Origin of the sequence: Paraburkholderia sp. EG287B (genome assembly GCF_040965595.1) — a bacterium.
Taxonomy (GTDB): Bacteria; Pseudomonadota; Gammaproteobacteria; order Burkholderiales; family Burkholderiaceae; genus Paraburkholderia.
In genome coordinates, this window is record NZ_JBFRCG010000008.1 from 330,114 (window position 1) to 345,891 (window position 15,778).

The following is a 15,778-nucleotide window of genomic DNA, read 5'->3' on the forward strand; positions in this document are numbered from 1 at the left end:
GCAAGGTCCTCAGCGTTCGAACCGCACGAGCCGCGCCGCGTGCACCGCCGTGAGCGCGACGGCGAGCCAGATCGGCACGTAAGTCCCGAGCTGGCGCATGCCCAGGTGCTCCCCGAGCAGCGTCACTGAAACGATCACGAGCAGCACCGGCTCGACATAGCCGAGGATGCCGAACAGCGCCATCGGCAGCAGCCGGCTCGCCTTCAGGTACGACGCGAGCGCGACGGTGCTGAGCACGCCGAGTCCGGGCAGCAGCACGAAGGCGAGGAACTTGTGCGCGTCGAGCAGCGCGAGCGAGCCGCCCGCGCGCACGACGATCACCGCCACCGGCACGAGCAGCAGCATCTCCACGGCGAAGGTGACGAGCGAATCCGCGTGAATCTTGCGGCGCAGCACGAAATACGGCGGATAGCCGAACGCGACGAGCAGCGTGGGCCACGAGAACGCGTGCGTCGCCCACAGCTCGTGCGCCACGCCGACGGCGGCGCACGCCACGGCGAGCCATTGCAGCGGTTCGAGGCGCTCGTGATAGTAAAAGCGCCCCACCAGCACCATGATCAGCGGCAGCAGGAAATAGCCGAGCGACACTTCCAGCATGCGCCCGTGCAGCGGCGCCCACAGAAACACCCACAGCTGCGAGCCCAGCAGCGCGGCGCTCGCCACCAGGGCGAGCGCGGTGCGCGGCTCCTTCACCATACGCGCGACGAGCGCGCCCAATTGCGGCGCGCGCTTGCGCAGCACCAGCAGGGCCAGCGCGCCGGGCGCGGTCCAGATCACGCGCCACGCGAAAATATCGAGGCCGCCGAGCGGGGCGAGCAGGAGCGTATAGGCCGACATCAGCGCGAACAGCGCCGAAGCGCCCACGGAAAGCGCAATGCCGCGCCCGGGTTCGTACTGGTTCATCGCGATGTGCGGGGACGGAAAGCGAGAACGGCGGGATTGCGAGCGGCGCGGTGCGTAGATTTCGCACGCGCGGGTAAAAAGGTTGTCATTTGAATTGGCTATTGAATAAGGCGCGGGCCGGCGAAAGCGTCGGCGAGACCGCATTCTAGTCGCGTTTGGGCGGCCGCAGGCGGCGCAAACCCACGCCGGACAAGGCGGGCACACGCCGTGCGCGCCTTGCGCCCTGGTGCAGGCCGAGCGATTTTGTCCGGCAGATCACGCCACGATGGACTAGAACGTAAGTCTCGCCACGCCAGCCCGCCGTCGCCTTAACCGGCTGCCATTCGCGGCTGGAATTCGCGGCTGGAATTCGCTTCGACGAGCGAGATTTCACCGGGGCCGCTGGAGCCGTGCCCGGCTTATCCCGGAGCGCCACGCCAACGCCCGCCGCCGCGATTCACGACGCCGTCCCCAACGTCCAACGCCCCCTGGAGCCCGCATGCCATCTTCTGCGCCCCGCCCCGCCGTTGCCGACCCCGCCGGTGCATTCGCCCTTTCGCCCGCCGCCAGCACATTCGCCGCTGAAGTGCGCGCCGGGTTGACGCGCTCGCCGCAAAAGGAACTGCCGTCGAAATATTTGTATGACGAAGTCGGCTCGGCCCTCTTCGAGGTCATCACCGTGCTGCCCGAATATGGCGTCACGCGCAGCGAGGAGCGTCTGCTCACGCGCTACGCGTCCGAGATCGTCGAGGCGCTGCCCTCCGACGTGAAAGTCGCCGAACTCGGCAGCGGCAGCGGCCGCAAGACGCGCCGCATTCTCGAAGCGCTCTGCCGCAAGCGCCCCACGTCGTACTGCCCGATCGAGATTTCGCGCACCGCGCTGCAGCTGTGCCGGCGCGAGCTGGCCGACATCGAGCGCATTTCGATCGTCGGCTACGAGCGCGACTATCTCGCCGGACTTTCCGAAGTGAGCCGCCAGCGCAAAGAAGGCGAGCAACTGCTCGTGCTCTTTCTCGGCAGCACGATCGGCAACTTTGCGCGCCTCGCGGCCACGCGCTTCCTGCGTGACATCCGCGCGATGCTGCGCCCCGGCGACACGCTGCTGCTCGGCACCGACCTCGTGAAACCCGTCGACACGCTGATCGCCGCCTACGACGACGCCATCGGCGCCACGGCCGCGTTCAACCTGAACCTGCTGTCGCGCATCAACCGCGAGCTGGACGCCGACTTCGACCTGCACGACTTCGAGCACGTCGCGCGCTTCAATCCGGACGTGCGCAGCATTGAGATGCATCTGCGCGCGAAGCGCGACGTGCACGCCGAGGTGCGCTCGGCGAATCTCACGGTCGAGATCGGCGCAGGCGAGACGATCTGGACCGAGAGCAGCCACAAGTACCACGCCGACGAAATCCCGGCGATCGCCGCCGACGCGGGCTTCGAATGCACGCGTCAGTGGGTCGAAAAGGACTGGGGATTCGCGGAGAGCCTGCTGGCCGTGAAGTAAGCGGCGTCCGAAACGAAAAAGCGGTGCGCCAGTTGCCTGGCGCACCGCTTTTTTATCGGGCGATGCTCAATGCTGCTCGAAGCGCTCGTAACGCTTTTCGGTCAGGCGTTCCTCGCTTTCCACCGAACTGACGCGCGCGGCCGGCGGCCCGTGACGCAGCCACGACAGCATGCGGTCCACCTGGTTCGCCGTGCCCTGGATCACGGCTTCGACCGAGCCGTCCTCCATGTTCGCGACGTAGCCGCGAATGCGCAGCGCGTGCGCCTGGCGCACCGTCGCGTGACGAAAACCCACGCCCTGCACCGTCCCGTGCACGCGCACGTAGTACGTTTCGAGGCGCGTATCCAGATCCGGTTCGCTCATTATTCGTTTCTCCATGCAGGCTTTACGGTCGGCATTGTAGACGCCAACGCGCGCACGCGCCGGGCCCGCGCCACGTACAATCCGTGCCACGCCGCCGCGCCAATACCGAACATGGAAACGACCCTGCAATGACCGACACCTCCCGAGCCAACCGCGATCTCGTGCTGATCACCGGCGCGTCCGGCTTCGTCGGCTCGGCCGTCGCCCGCATCGCGCAGGAAAAGGGCTATGCCGTGCGCCTGCTGGTGCGCGCGACGAGCCCGCGCAAGAACCTCGAAGCGCTCGACGCCGAGATCGTCACCGGCGACATGCGCGACGCCGCCTCGATGCGCCGTGCGCTCGACGGTGTGCGCTACCTGTTCCACGTGGCCGCCGACTACCGGCTGTGGGCGCCCGATCCGCACGAGATCGAGCGCGCCAACCTCGAAGGCGCCGAAGCCACCATGCGCGCGGCGCTCGACGCGGGCGTGGAGCGCATCGTCTACACGAGCAGCGTGGCCACGCTCAAGGTCACGAGTTCGGGCAACTCCGCCGACGAAACCTCGCCGCTCACGCCCGAGCAGGCCATCGGCGTGTACAAGCGCAGCAAGGTGCTGTCCGAGCGCGCCGTGGAACGCATGATCGAGCGCGACGGCCTGCCCGCCGTGATCGTCAATCCGTCCACGCCGATCGGCCCGCGCGACGTGAAGCCCACGCCCACGGGCCGCATCATCGTGGAAGCGGCCACCGGCAAGATTCCCGCGTTCGTCGATACCGGCCTGAACCTCGCGCACGTGGACGACGTGGCGAACGGCCACTTCCTCGCGCTGGAACGCGGACGCATCGGCGAGCGCTACATCCTCGGCGGCGAGAATCTGCCGCTGCAGCAGATGCTCACCGACATCGCCGGCATGGTGGGCCGCAAGCCGCCCACGATCGCGCTGCCGCGCTGGCCGCTCTATCCGCTTGCGATGGGCGCGGAAGCCGTGGCGCGCTTCACGAAGCGCGAGCCGTTCGTGACCGTCGATGCGCTCAAGATGTCGAAAAACAAGATGTATTTCACGTCCGCGAAGGCGGAACGCGAGCTGGGTTATCGCGCGCGGCCGTATCGCGAGGGCCTCAAAGACGCGCTCGCGTGGTTCCGCGAGGCCGGCTATCTGAACGCCCGATGAGGGCAGCTGAGGAAACTGTTACAACTTTTCTTGCGACATGCGTACAACGCCTGAAGGGCAATGCACGCGAGCTGCGGGTAAAATCCCCGGTCTTACCTGAGAAGCTCGCATGAATCTTCAAGACCAGATTGGCGTGCTCGAAGCGGGCGTCGATCAGCTCCTTCAGGCCGCCGCCGCCGCGCATGCACCGCGCGCCGATGAACGCGCCGCCGCAGTGCCCCAGCAGGACACTCCCGTTGCAAGCAGCGAAGCGGAGCAAGCCGTCGCTGAGCAGCCGCACACCGTTGCCGTCGAGACGGCCGCGGAGGCTGCCGATGCCGCCGCCGCAGAACCCGTTGAAGCCGCCAATGCAACCGTGACCGACACTGCCGAAGCCATCGAACCCGCGGCCGTTGCGGCCAACGCTGCGCCTGCGCAGCCCGAATTGCACGTGGCGCGTCCGTCGCAAAACGAGATCACGCTGACGATTGGCGGCCAGACGGTGACGCTCAACGCGCTGCAAGTCGGCCAGATGATCGAGGAGCTGTCGAACGCGCGCGCCTCGATGCAGCCCGAACCGCCGCCCGGCATTCCGCAAGGCTGGCGCTTCGCATCGACGAAGAATCCGATGATGGCCGTGCAGAAACAATCGAACGGCGACCGCCTGCTGGTGCTGCGCCACACGGGCCACGGCTGGGTGCCGTTTACGTTCTCGCCCGACATCGTCGTGCAGATGTACATGATGCTCACGCAACGCTGACGCGCGAGCAGACACCGTCAAAACAAAAAAGCCGTCGAAACCGACGGCTTTTTTCATTGGCTGCTTCTCGCGAGAAGCGCCTCAACGCCCCTGAACCGGCGCCTGCACGCGCGCCTTCCACTGACCGCCCTTGCCGCGCCAGAAGCGCCACGCCGATGCGAACGTCGCGCCCACGTAGAACAGCGCGACGAGCGGTAGGAACGGCGCCCACAGCGGCGAGCGCCGGTAGTAGGCGAGCATGGGCGAGTAGGCGCAGCACATCAGCGCCCAGGCGAGCCACGCGGGCCAGCCGTGCGGCCCGAGCACGAGCGCGACCACGGGCGGCGCGAGATAGATGATCGTCATGCCGAGCAGCGTGCCCGCGAGCTGCCACGCCGAGTAGTGCAGTTGCGTGAACGCCGTGCGCGCGATCATGTTCCAGATGTCCTTCCACGAATCGTACGGGCGCAGCGACACGCTCTTCGCGGCGACGTCGAGACGGATCGGGTGATGCCCTTCGCCGCGATGCTTGATGCGCGCGGCGAGGCTGCAGTCGTCGATCAGCTCGGCCCGGATCGACTCGATACCGCCCGCCTCTTCGAGCGCCTGGCGGCGCACCAGCATGCAGCCGCCGGCCGCGGCCGCCGTGCGGTTCTTCGGGTTGTTGACCCACGAGAACGGATAGAGCTTCGCGAAGAAGAACACGAACGCCGGGATCAGCGCCTTTTCCCAGAAGGAATCGCAGCGCAGCCGCACCATCAGCGAGACGAGGTCGCGGCCTTCGGCCTGGGCGCGCACGACGAGCTGCGCGAGCGCTTCGGGCGGATGGCCGATGTCGGCGTCGGTGAGGAGCAGGTAGTCGGCGGGCAGCTTGAGCGTGCGCACCGCCTCGATGCCCTGCGACTGCGCCCACACCTTGCCCGACCAGCCCGCCGGCAGCGGCTTGGCCGTAATCACGCTGAGCTTTTCCGGGCACTGCAGCGCGAGCGCGGCGGCGCGCGCGGCTTCCGCGGTGCCGTCGGTGCTGTGGTCGTCGATCACGATCACGTGAAACTCGCCGCCGTAGTCCTGCTGGAGCAGCGAGGTCACGGCCTCGCCGATCGCATCGGCTTCGTTGCGCGCCGGCACCACGGCGCACGCGGCAGGCCAGCCGGCCGCGGGCTCGACGATCGGCAGCGGCGCGGCCGGGCGCGCGCGCCAGAAACCGCCGCGCCCGAACAGCAGCACGAGCCAGATCAGCAGCGAGAGACAGGAGACGGCAAACAGAATGGTCGTAGTCATGCGTTGTTACTCTCGATCGAAGAGGCGCGCACGCCCACGCGGCGCGACAGCCACATGGCCGCCGTGCGCAGAAGCACCACGGCCCAGTCGGGTGCGCGCAGCGCAGGCCGCGCGCGGAACACATCGTAGCCGCCGCGCTCGATGATTTCGAGCACGCGCAGTCCGCCATGCACGACGCTGCACAGCTCGAGGCCGAAGCGCCCCGGCACGCGCAGCGCGAGCGGCGCACCGCTCACCATCAGCGCCCGCGCGCGCGCCACCTCGTGCGCCATCAGCGCGCGCCAGGCGTCGTCCACCCTGCCGGCGGCAATTTGCGCTTCGGTCACGCCAAAGCGCTCGCGGTCGGCGAGCGGCAGGTAAATGCGGCCGCGCGCCCAGTCGGCGCTCACGTCCTGCAAGAAGCTGACGAGCTGCAAGGCGGTGCAGATCGCGTCGGAATCGGCCAGATTCTCGGGCGTCGCCGCGTGGATCAGATGCAGCATCAGATGGCCGACCGGGTTCGCCGAGCGCCGGCAAAAGTCCAGCAGCTCGAAGCGGTCGGCATAGCGCGTCGTGTCGATATCCTGATCGAACGCCGCGACGAGGTCGTAAAACGGTGCGAGCGGCAGGCGGCACTCGCGCACCACGTCCGTGAGCTGCGCGAACAGCATGGGGTGCACGCGCGCGGGGCGGCCTTCGGCCACGGCGTTCAGGCCTTCGCGAAAGTCGGCGAGGCGCGTGTGGCGTTGCCCGGGGCTCCAGTCGCCTTCGTCCGCGATGTCGTCGAGCGTGCGCGCGACGTGGTAGATCACGCCGACAGGCGCGCGCAGCGCCTTCGGCAGCAGTACGCGCGCTACCGGAAAATCGTCGTAGTGGTCGGGTTCCATCAAGGCGTCCAGAATGGGGTCGTATCCCCGGGCGCCATCCAGGCGACCCGCGGGACGCCACATTTTAAGGGTTCCCGGAGTATGTTGCACCGCGCAACGCCCGGACGCCGGCTCCCGGCGCCGTGCTGCGCCGCGTGCGCGGCGCGAGTTGCGCAGGCCGTGGGAGCGCCACGCAGCGGGCTTTTCGAGATAAATTGGGGCGCTGACCGGACTGCACCGTCGCGCGCACGCCGCACCCGCGCGTGGTCCACACAGCAAACGAAAGGCGAAGGGGTTAAAATGCGCGTCTGGTTTTTACTCCGTCACCCCTTTGGCGGATTTTTGCATCTTTAATAATAGACAGCCGCCGGCGATCAGGTCATTTTTACCGACTTGCTCGTTTTGTGCGGCAGTCGGAGTTCGCCACCCTATGCGAGTGATCCTTGCCCAACCCCGCGGCTTTTGCGCGGGGGTTGTCCGCGCTATCGAAATCGTCGATCGCGCACTGCAGAAACACGGCGCGCCGGTCTACGTGCGCCATGAAATCGTCCACAACCGTCACGTGGTCGAAAACCTGCGCAACAAGGGCGCGCGTTTCGTGGAAGAGCTCGACGAAGTGCCGGAAGGCGCCGTGGCGATTTTCAGCGCTCACGGCGTGGCCAAGACCGTGGAACGCGCCGCCGAGGAACGCGACCTCGACGTGCTCGACGCCACCTGCCCGCTCGTCACGAAGGTTCATGTGCAGGGCCGCCAGTACGTCGCGGCGGGCCGCACGCTGATCCTGATCGGGCACGCCGGCCACCCTGAAGTGGAAGGCACGATCGGCCAGATTCCCGGCACCGTGCTGCTCGTGCAGAGCGAAGCCGATGTTTCGAAGCTCGATCTGCCGCTCGATGCCCCGCTCGCGTACGTGACGCAAACCACCCTTTCGGTGGACGACACGCGCGGCATCATCGACGCGCTGCTCGCGCGGTTCTCCGACATCGTCGGCCCGGACACGCGCGACATCTGCTACGCGACGCAGAACCGCCAGGCAGCGGTGCGCGAACTGTCGGATCAGGTGGAGGTTCTGCTCGTCGTCGGCGCGACGAACAGCTCGAACTCGAATCGTCTGCGCGAGATCGGCAGCGAAACGGGGGTGCCGAGCTACCTCGTCGCCGACGGCTCGGAAGTGAAGGCCGAATGGTTCGCCAATGTGCAAACGGTCGGCATCACGGCCGGCGCATCGGCGCCCGAAGAAATGGTTGAGAACGTCATTGACGCGCTGCGCGCGTTGGGGCCTGTCGAGGTGTCGACGATGGCGGGCCGTGAAGAAAAAGTCGAATTCAAGCTGCCGTCGAAGCTCTTGCAACCGCTCGTCGCGCGCGAAGTTTAAGGAGGACACGCTTTGTCTATTCCGCTGCTACAAAAAGTCCGCGTTGGCTCGTACATCTTCCGCCAGCATTTCAGCGGCAACAAGCGCTACCCGCTCGCGCTCATGCTCGAGCCGCTGTTCCGCTGCAATCTCGCCTGCAATGGCTGCGGCAAGATCGACTATCCGGATCCCATCCTGAACCAGCGCCTGTCGCTGGAGGAATGCCTCGAAGCCGTCGATGAGTGCGGCGCGCCGGTCGTTTCCATCGCAGGCGGCGAGCCGCTGCTGCACAAGGAAATGCCGCAGATCGTGAAGGGCATCATGGCACGCAAGAAGTTCGTGTATCTCTGCACGAACGCGCTGCTCATGGAAAAGAAGATGGACGACTACCAGCCGAATCCGTACTTCGTCTGGTCGGTGCACCTCGACGGCGACCGCGAAGCGCACGACCACTCGGTCTCGCAGGAAGGCGTGTACGACAAGGCCGTCGCGGCGATCAAGGAAGCCAAGCGCCGCGGCTTCCGCGTGAACATCAACTGCACGCTGTTCAACGACGCCGTGCCCGAGCGCGTGGCGAAGTTCTTCGACACGGTCGGCGAGATCGGCGTGGACGGCATCACGGTGTCGCCGGGCTATGCGTATGAGCGCGCCCCGGACCAGCAGCACTTCCTGAACCGCGACAAGACCAAGAACCTGTTCCGCGAAATCTTCAAGCGCGGCAACAACGGCAAGAAGTGGTCGTTCAGCCAGTCGAGCCTGTTCCTCGACTTCCTGGCCGGCAACCAGAGCTACCAGTGCACGCCGTGGGGCAACCCGGCGCGCACGGTGTTCGGCTGGCAAAAGCCGTGCTATCTGGTCGGCGAAGGTTACGTGAAGACCTTCAAGGAACTGATGGAAACGACCGACTGGGACAAGTACGGCACGGGCAAGTACGAGAAGTGCGCGGACTGCATGGTCCACTGCGGCTTCGAGGCCACCGCCGTGATGGACACGGTTGCGCATCCGCTCAAGGCCGCGCGCATCGCCCTCTCGGGCCCGCGCACGACGGGTGCGTTTGCGAAGGACATCCCGCTCGAGGGCGCGCGTCCGGCTGAGTACGTGTTCTCGCGTCACGTCGAGATCAAGCTCGAAGAGATCAAGAACTCGGCCAAGACGAAGAAGCCGGTTACGGTGGCGGCTAGCTAAAGCGGTTTCCGCCGCGGGCGGATGAAACGCAAAAAGGGCGCAACGGTTTTAGCCGTTGCGCCCTTTGTTTTTTTGTCACTTCGCGCTGAACGGCGACACCGTCGCATTCGTTGTGGTCGTGCTCGCCGCCGCCGGCGTCCACCGGTACACCACCGCGCTCGAAGCGTTGTAGTTATCCTTCGTCACGACATACTCGCCCGTCGAGCGCAGATACGCACGCAGGCCATACATCGAATCCACGTCGTTGCCCACGTACACCGCGCTCGGGTTGCTGTTGATGAGCGTCGTGTCGAGCGCGCCCGTGGTGAGGTTGAACGCATCGATGTTCGGCACGGTGTGCACGTAGCCCACGAACAGATAGTTTCCGGCGGCCGCAATCGATTTGGGATTCGCACTCGTGAGCGTGATCACCGGATTCGGCGCGCTCGTATTGCCGGCGAGCCAGCCGTGATACACCTCGACGCGCGTGCCGACCGCCGTCCAGTCGGTCACGCTGGCGTCCTCGCCCGTGAGGATCATCGTGTCGCTTTCGGGCAGATAGACGATGCGGGTGAGCCGCGAGATCGTGGCGGGAATCGGCGTGGTGATCGCGGCGCCCCAGGTCGGCTTGCCGGTCGAGTCGAAGCCGGTCAGCGGGTAGTGGGAAATGACGTTGGTCTTGTCGAGGCCGACCCACAGGTCGCCCTTGCTGTCGAGACAAAAGCCGTTGCGCACCGGGGCCGACGTACTGAACGCCGCCCCCGGCAGCGTGTAATCCGGAATGGCGATATAGCCGCTCGCCGCGTTGAAGTGGAAGAAGTAGAACGTATCGGGGTTCTGGCCGGCCGCCACGAGAATGCGCTTGCCGCTCACGCTCGCCACCTGCGCGAAATGGTTGCCGCGACCGGCGTCGGCGAGATTGATGCGCGGATCGGACGGATACGTGATCGGGTCGATGGTGTTGGCCACAAAGGTGCCGCCTGCCGTGCCCGAATAGATATTCATGCCGCCGTAGAACAGTGCGCCATCGGTGCCCGGATCCGGCGCCGCATTGCCTTCGAAGTTGAGCGACTGGAGCTTCCAGCGCAGCGTGCCGGTGCCGTCGTAAGCCTGCAGATCGGTGCCGCCGTTGCGGCCGAGGTCCCACGAGCCGCCCCACGGATTGTTCAGCACGTACAGCGTGCCCGCGGAATCCTTGCCGATGCCGACCACGCGCGTAAAGCGCTTGTCGCCCACCTGGCCCTTGATGCCTGAGGTCGTGTCGAGATAGCCGCCCAGCACGCCGAACGTGCCGGTTTGAGACGGCGTGCCCGCGACGCTGAAGGTCTTGATGTTCATGTCGGGACCCGAGTCGCCGATCATCAACTGCGAGGTCTGCGCATCGAAATACAGCGACGACGGCCGCGCCGTGGACGCCAGCTGGATGGTGTTCAGGAGCTGACTGCCGGCGCCGAACTCGAGCACGGCGCCCGCGCTCTTCTGCGCGACCCAGAGGTTGCCGCCCGCGTCGAGCGTCAGCGCGCCCGGGCCCGCCACGCTGATATCGCGCTGCCAGACGCCGTCCGTGGTGTACACACGCACGCGGTTGCCGGGGCAATCGCTCACGTAGAGCAGCGAGCCCGAGGTCGCGAGTCCGGTGACGACATCGGCGAGCTTTTCGGTCGTATCGGCGCTCACGGGGATCAGCAGGTCGCGCGCGCCGCTCGTGCGGTTATAGCGCCCGACGTTGCCGCTGCCATACGCGGCGTTGTACTGCATCGCGACGAACAGCGAAGTCGCGTTGCCCGTGATCGCGCCGCCCTGGAAGTCGCCGTGCCCGCCGATCGAGCCGAGGCTCTGGCCGTTCTGGTAGATCGCCACGCCGCCTTCGTTTTCATCCCACATCGACGACGTGTAGATGACGCCTTCGGGCGCGACCCACATCGAGCGGGCCACGTTGCCCACGTGCGTCGCGTTGGTGCCGTAGGTGTTCGCAATCCAGTCGGTGGAGTATTGCGCTTCGCAAACGGGCGCAGCCGTCGCGGTGAGAGCGGCGGCAAGCCACGCCGCGCCGATTCGATGCAAGATCATGAAAGATTCTTTGATTCGTACACCTTACGGTGCAACAGTTGAAGATGCCGTGCTGCCCACGCGGCAAACGCGCAGGCCGATTCCCGACGATTCGCATCCGTGCGCACCGCCGCGTGCGGCGTCATGCGTCGAATTGGTGTGGAACTTCGTCAGAGTTAACGGCAGCCGCCCTGCCGGAATTGAGTGCTTTTTGAGCGAACACCGAGCCGCGCAGATTACAGGCGTAAAAAAAGGCGCGACGGCCTTCGCCGTCGCGCCTCTTGCTGAACGTATCCGCTCAGTCGGGGGTCAGCAGCACTTCCCCGCGCCCGACCCATAGCGGGCGTTTTGCCGCTCGCGGAAAAACTCCTCGTAGGTCATGACCGGGCGGTCGGGATGCGTTTCGCGCGCATGCGCAACGTAGCCCTCGTAGTCCGGCAAACCGACCATCAAACGCATGGCCTGGCCGAGATAGCGCCCGGCCGTCTGTACGTTGTCGCGAAGTCCCGAGAACATGATGTGCTCCGTTCAGTAACGTCGATCAATGCACGCGATTCGTCACAGCTGCCGCGCCGCCAGCCGGCATCGCCTGATACGGCGTTTCCTGCACGGTCGGACGGTCGATGCGGCGCGCACGCGCAATCGCGATCAGGCCATACACGACGATGCTGACCACCACGAAGATGAACAGGCCGGAGAGCGCGGCATCGACGTAGTCGTTGAAGACCATGCGCTGCATCTGCTCGAGCGACTTGGCGGGCGCGACGATCTTGCCTTCCGCGATCGCCGCCGAAAGCTTCTGTGCGTGCGCGACGAAGCTCACCTTCGGGTTGCTGTCGAAAATCTTCTGCCAGCCCGCCGTGAGCGTGCAGATGAGGAGCCACACCGTGGGCAGTGCCGTGACCCATGCGAACTTCTCGCGCTTCATCTTGAAGAGTACGACGGTGGCGAGCATCAGCGCGATACCGGCGAGCATCTGGTTCGAGATGCCGAACAACGGCCACAGCGTATTGATGCCGCCCAGCGGATCGACCACGCCCTGGTAGAGGAAGTAGCCCCACGCGGCCACGCACAAGCCCGTGGCGATCAGGTTGGCCGGCAGCGACTCCGTGCGCTTGAGCGACGGGTGGAACGTGCCGAGCAGGTCCTGCAGCATGAAGCGGCCCGCACGCGTGCCCGCGTCGACAGCGGTCAGGATGAAGAGCGCCTCGAAGAGGATGGCGAAGTGATACCAGAACGCCATCATCGCCTCGCCGCCCACCACCTGGTGCAGGATCTGCGCCATGCCCACGGCCAGCGTCGGGGCGCCCCCGGCGCGCGCGACGATGGTCGTTTCGCCCACGGCCTGCGCGGTGTGCGTGAGCATGTCCGGCGTGAGCACGAAGCCCCAGTGACCCACGGTTGCCGCGACGGCGTCCGGCGTCGTGCCGAGCACGGCGAGCGGTGCGTTCATCGCGAAGTACACGCCCGGCTCGATCACCGAGGCGGCCACGAGCGCCATGATCGCGACGAACGATTCCATCAGCATCGCGCCGTAACCGATGAAGCGCGCGTTGGTTTCGTTATCGAGCAGCTTGGGCGTCGTGCCCGACGAGATCAGCGCATGGAAGCCCGACACCGAGCCGCACGCGATCGTGATGAAGAGGAACGGGAACAGGTTGCCCGACCAGACCGGACCCGTGCCGTCGATGAACTTCGTGAAGGCCGGCATCTTCAGTTCCGGCGCGACGATCAGAATGCCGATCGCGAGCGCGAGAATCGTGCCGATCTTCAGGAACGTCGAGAGGTAGTCGCGCGGCGCGAGCAGCAGCCACACCGGCAGCACCGAAGCGACGAAGCCATAGCCGATCAGGATCCACGTGAGCTGCGTGCCCGTGAACGTGAACATCGCTGCGAGCGTGGGCGAGTCATGCACGTGCTGACCGAAGGCGATGGAAGCCATCAGCAGGACGAAACCGATGATCGAAATCTCGCCGATCTTGCCCGGGCGGATGTAGCGCACGTAGAGGCCCATGAAGATCGCGATGGGAATCGTCGCGGCCACCGTGAACGTGCCCCACGGCGAGTTCGTGAGCGCCTTCACCACGATCAGCGCGAGCACCGCGAGGATGATGATCATGATGAGGAAGGTGCCGAACAGCGCGATCACGCCGGGCACCGGGCCCAGCTCCATCTTCACGAGGTCGCCCAGCGAGCGGCCGTCGCGGCGCGTGGAGAGGAACAGCACCACGAAGTCCTGCACGGCGCCCGCGAACACCACGCCCGCGAGAATCCACAGCATGCCGGGCATGTAGCCCATCTGCGCGGCCAGCACCGGACCGACGAGCGGACCCGCGCCCGCGATCGCCGCGAAGTGATGGCCGAACAGCACGAACTTGTTGGTGGGCACGTAGTCGAGCCCGTCGTTGTGGCGCACGGCCGGCGTCATGCGCAGGCCGTCGAGCTGCAGCACCTGCGTGGCGATGAAGCGGCTATAGAAGCGATACGCGATCAGATAGACGCACACGGCGCAGATCACGATCCACAGTGCGCTGATTCGCTCGCCGTGCGCGAGCGCGATAGTGCCGAACGCGAACGCGCCAAGCAGCGCGACCAGCGTCCAGACGACAAAACTGGATGTCCGACTCATGCGGTGTCTCCATTGTGTTTTTAGCTTTGTGTCCGGCATCGGAACCGGACCCTGGCGCGCCGTCCACAGCATCGTGGCGATGGCGGCGCATGCATGACGCATTGCGCCATGTCGTGGGCGGTAGTATTCGCTTTCAGACCGTCAGCCACAACCGGACAACTACGTAAGCGCGCTACGTAGAACTACGTAGGGGAGGCAACAATTCGTTGCGCACGCAACGACAATCGCGACCCACCGCGCAACGTGTCGCGCAAGGACACCGTCTTGCGCGGCGCGTGGATTTGTCCGCCTCGCCGCGCGCGCCCGGTTATGCTTGCAGACTCAGCTTCCGAACACCGTCATGCCCGCCCCATTTTTCTTCGCCGACCGCCGCCTGAAGACGAAAATCTTCCTGCTCGCGGTCGTACCGTTCCTCGCGGCCATTGCCGGCATCGGGATCGGCGTGCGCCAACAGGGCACGCAGCTCGCGCAAACGCAGCACGCGACGATGCAGAGCGCGTATATGTCGAGCAAGGAAATCGAACTGCGCCACTACGTGGAGCTGGCCACGAGCGCCATCGCGCCGCTCTATGCGCCCGAGGAAAACGCCAGCGACGCGTTGCCCGCGCCCGACAGCGAAGCCGACCGCCAGCTGGCCGCGCTAGCCGTGCTGCAGAAGATGGACTTCGGCCCCGACGGCTATTTCTTCGTCTACGACATGCACGGGCGCTCGCTCATGCATCCGCGCGAGCCCGCGCTCGTCGGCCAGGATCTCTGGAACCTGCGCGACCCGCAGGGTGCGCTCACGATCCAGCAACTGATTGCCGCGGCCCAGCGCGGCGGCGGCTACGTGCGCTATATGTGGCACCGGCCGTCCACGGGCAAGCTCGCGCCCAAGCTCGGCTATGTCGTGCCGCTGCCGCGCTGGGGCTGGATGATCGGCACCGGCATCTATCTCGACGACGTCGATTCGACGCTCGCGCACATCGACGAGCGCGCCTCCGCGAATATCGAGCACACCATTCAGTGGCTCGGCGTGATCGCACTCGCGGGCGTGCTCGTGATCGCGCTCGGCGCGCTCGTGCTCAACGTGAGCGAGCATCGCAGCACCGACGCCAAACTCAAGCGCCTCGCGCAGCAGGTGGTCGAGTCGCAGGAGCAGGAGCGGGCGCGGCTCTCGCGCGAACTGCACGACGGCATCAGCCAGATGCTCGTTTCGGTGAAGCTGCTGCTGGAGTCGGCGCTGGCGCGCTTCGAGCGCGGCGAAACGCGTGTGCCTGCCGCCGAAGCGTCGCTCGCCACCGGCCTCTCGCGGCTTTCCGATACGCTGCGCGAAGTGCGCAGCATCTCGCACGCACTGCGCCCCTCGATGCTCGACGACCTGGGCCTCGCGGCCGCGCTCGAGCAACTCACGCGCGAGATGGCCGAGCAAACGGGCATCGAGATCGCCTTCACGCAAGCCGCGCCGAAGCCGGCGACGAGCCGCAAGGCGCCAGTCCTCACGCTGCCGGACGCCGTCAACACCGTGCTCTTTCGCATTGCTCAGGAAGCGCTCACCAACATCGTGCGGCACGCGCAAGCAGCGCGCGCCGCGCTCACGCTGGAGGTCGCCGCGAGCGGCGTGACACTCGCCATTGCCGACAACGGCCGCGGCTTCGACGTGGCGCACGCGCTGGTCGACCCGCGCGCGGGTCTGGGCCTGCGCAACATGCGCGAACGCCTGGAGGCGCTGGGCGGCCGCCTCGACATCACCTCGCAGCCCGGCCATACGCTCGTCACCGCGTGGGTGCCTATTGCGTCGCATGCGGCGTCGAATGCAGCACCCAAAGCCGCTGCCGTATCAGGAACACCGAAATGAC

Annotated in this window: 13 protein-coding genes; 6 read left to right on the top strand and 7 right to left on the bottom strand. The window is 66.2% G+C overall.

Annotated elements, in window-relative coordinates; genetic code table 11:
- Positions 1-9: 9 nt before the first annotated feature.
- The gene (rarD, locus tag AB4Y40_RS16875; protein ID WP_368688673.1) at positions 10-903 is read right to left on the bottom strand and encodes an EamA family transporter RarD; all 894 of its coding nucleotides are present in this window, start codon (positions 901-903) and stop codon (positions 10-12) included.
- A gap of 478 nt (positions 904-1,381) precedes the next feature.
- On the opposite strand from rarD, the gene egtD reads away from it, so the two are divergent.
- The gene (gene egtD / locus AB4Y40_RS16880) at positions 1,382-2,386 is read left to right on the top strand and encodes an L-histidine N(alpha)-methyltransferase (RefSeq protein WP_368688674.1); all 1,005 of its coding nucleotides are present in this window, start codon (positions 1,382-1,384) and stop codon (positions 2,384-2,386) included.
- A gap of 66 nt (positions 2,387-2,452) precedes the next feature.
- Here egtD and AB4Y40_RS16885 read toward each other — a convergent pair whose 3' ends face one another.
- A complete protein-coding gene (locus AB4Y40_RS16885; RefSeq protein ID WP_069261571.1) occupies positions 2,453-2,749 on the bottom strand; it encodes an acylphosphatase in 297 nt (98 codons plus the stop codon).
- Positions 2,750-2,877: 128 nt separating this feature from the next.
- On the opposite strand from AB4Y40_RS16885, the gene hpnA reads away from it, so the two are divergent.
- Together hpnA and AB4Y40_RS16895 are read left to right on the top strand one after the other, a co-directional pair.
- On the top strand, positions 2,878-3,900 hold the full coding sequence (hpnA, locus tag AB4Y40_RS16890) for a hopanoid-associated sugar epimerase (RefSeq protein ID WP_368688675.1): 1,023 nt from the start codon (positions 2,878-2,880) through the stop codon (positions 3,898-3,900).
- A 109-nt stretch (positions 3,901-4,009) separates the two neighbouring features.
- Positions 4,010-4,639, top strand: a complete 630-nt coding sequence (locus AB4Y40_RS16895) for a hypothetical protein (RefSeq protein ID WP_368688676.1) — start codon at positions 4,010-4,012, stop codon at positions 4,637-4,639.
- Between the two features lie 81 nt (positions 4,640-4,720).
- On the opposite strand, the gene AB4Y40_RS16900 is transcribed toward AB4Y40_RS16895, so the two are convergent.
- Positions 4,721-5,899: a glycosyltransferase gene (locus tag AB4Y40_RS16900; RefSeq protein ID WP_368688677.1), complete on the bottom strand. Its 1,179-nt coding sequence runs from the start codon at positions 5,897-5,899 to the stop codon at positions 4,721-4,723.
- On the bottom strand, positions 5,896-6,765 hold the full coding sequence (hpnC, locus tag AB4Y40_RS16905; protein ID WP_368688678.1) for a squalene synthase HpnC: 870 nt from the start codon (positions 6,763-6,765) through the stop codon (positions 5,896-5,898). Before hpnC ends, AB4Y40_RS16900 begins: the two co-directional genes overlap by 4 nt.
- Positions 6,766-7,174: 409 nt before the next feature.
- On the opposite strand from hpnC, the gene ispH reads away from it, so the two are divergent.
- Positions 7,175-8,119 (top strand): 4-hydroxy-3-methylbut-2-enyl diphosphate reductase, encoded by a 945-nt coding sequence (gene ispH, locus AB4Y40_RS16910; RefSeq protein WP_254353571.1) that lies wholly within the window; start codon positions 7,175-7,177, stop codon positions 8,117-8,119.
- 12 nt (positions 8,120-8,131) lie between these two features.
- Positions 8,132-9,283 carry an adenosyl-hopene transferase HpnH gene (gene hpnH, locus AB4Y40_RS16915; protein WP_028202781.1) on the top strand — a complete coding sequence of 384 codons (1,152 nt, stop codon included), beginning with the start codon at positions 8,132-8,134 and terminating at the stop codon, positions 9,281-9,283.
- Between the two features lie 75 nt (positions 9,284-9,358).
- Here the strand turns inward: hpnH and AB4Y40_RS16920 are convergent, their stop codons facing one another.
- From AB4Y40_RS16920 to AB4Y40_RS16930, 3 genes are all read right to left on the bottom strand, one after another.
- Positions 9,359-11,332 carry an SMP-30/gluconolaconase/LRE-like region family protein gene (locus AB4Y40_RS16920; protein WP_368688679.1) on the bottom strand — a complete coding sequence of 658 codons (1,974 nt, stop codon included), beginning with the start codon at positions 11,330-11,332 and terminating at the stop codon, positions 9,359-9,361.
- A 288-nt stretch (positions 11,333-11,620) separates the two neighbouring features.
- Positions 11,621-11,827: a YbdD/YjiX family protein gene (locus AB4Y40_RS16925; protein WP_028202784.1), complete on the bottom strand. Its 207-nt coding sequence runs from the start codon at positions 11,825-11,827 to the stop codon at positions 11,621-11,623.
- 25 nt (positions 11,828-11,852) lie between these two features.
- The gene (locus AB4Y40_RS16930) at positions 11,853-13,940 is read right to left on the bottom strand and encodes a carbon starvation CstA family protein (protein ID WP_368688680.1); all 2,088 of its coding nucleotides are present in this window, start codon (positions 13,938-13,940) and stop codon (positions 11,853-11,855) included.
- Between the two features lie 340 nt (positions 13,941-14,280).
- Between AB4Y40_RS16930 and AB4Y40_RS16935 the strand changes: the two genes are divergently transcribed.
- Positions 14,281-15,777 (top strand): cache domain-containing protein, encoded by a 1,497-nt coding sequence (locus AB4Y40_RS16935; RefSeq protein WP_368688681.1) that lies wholly within the window; start codon positions 14,281-14,283, stop codon positions 15,775-15,777.
- The last annotated feature ends 1 nt before the right edge of the window (position 15,778 follow it).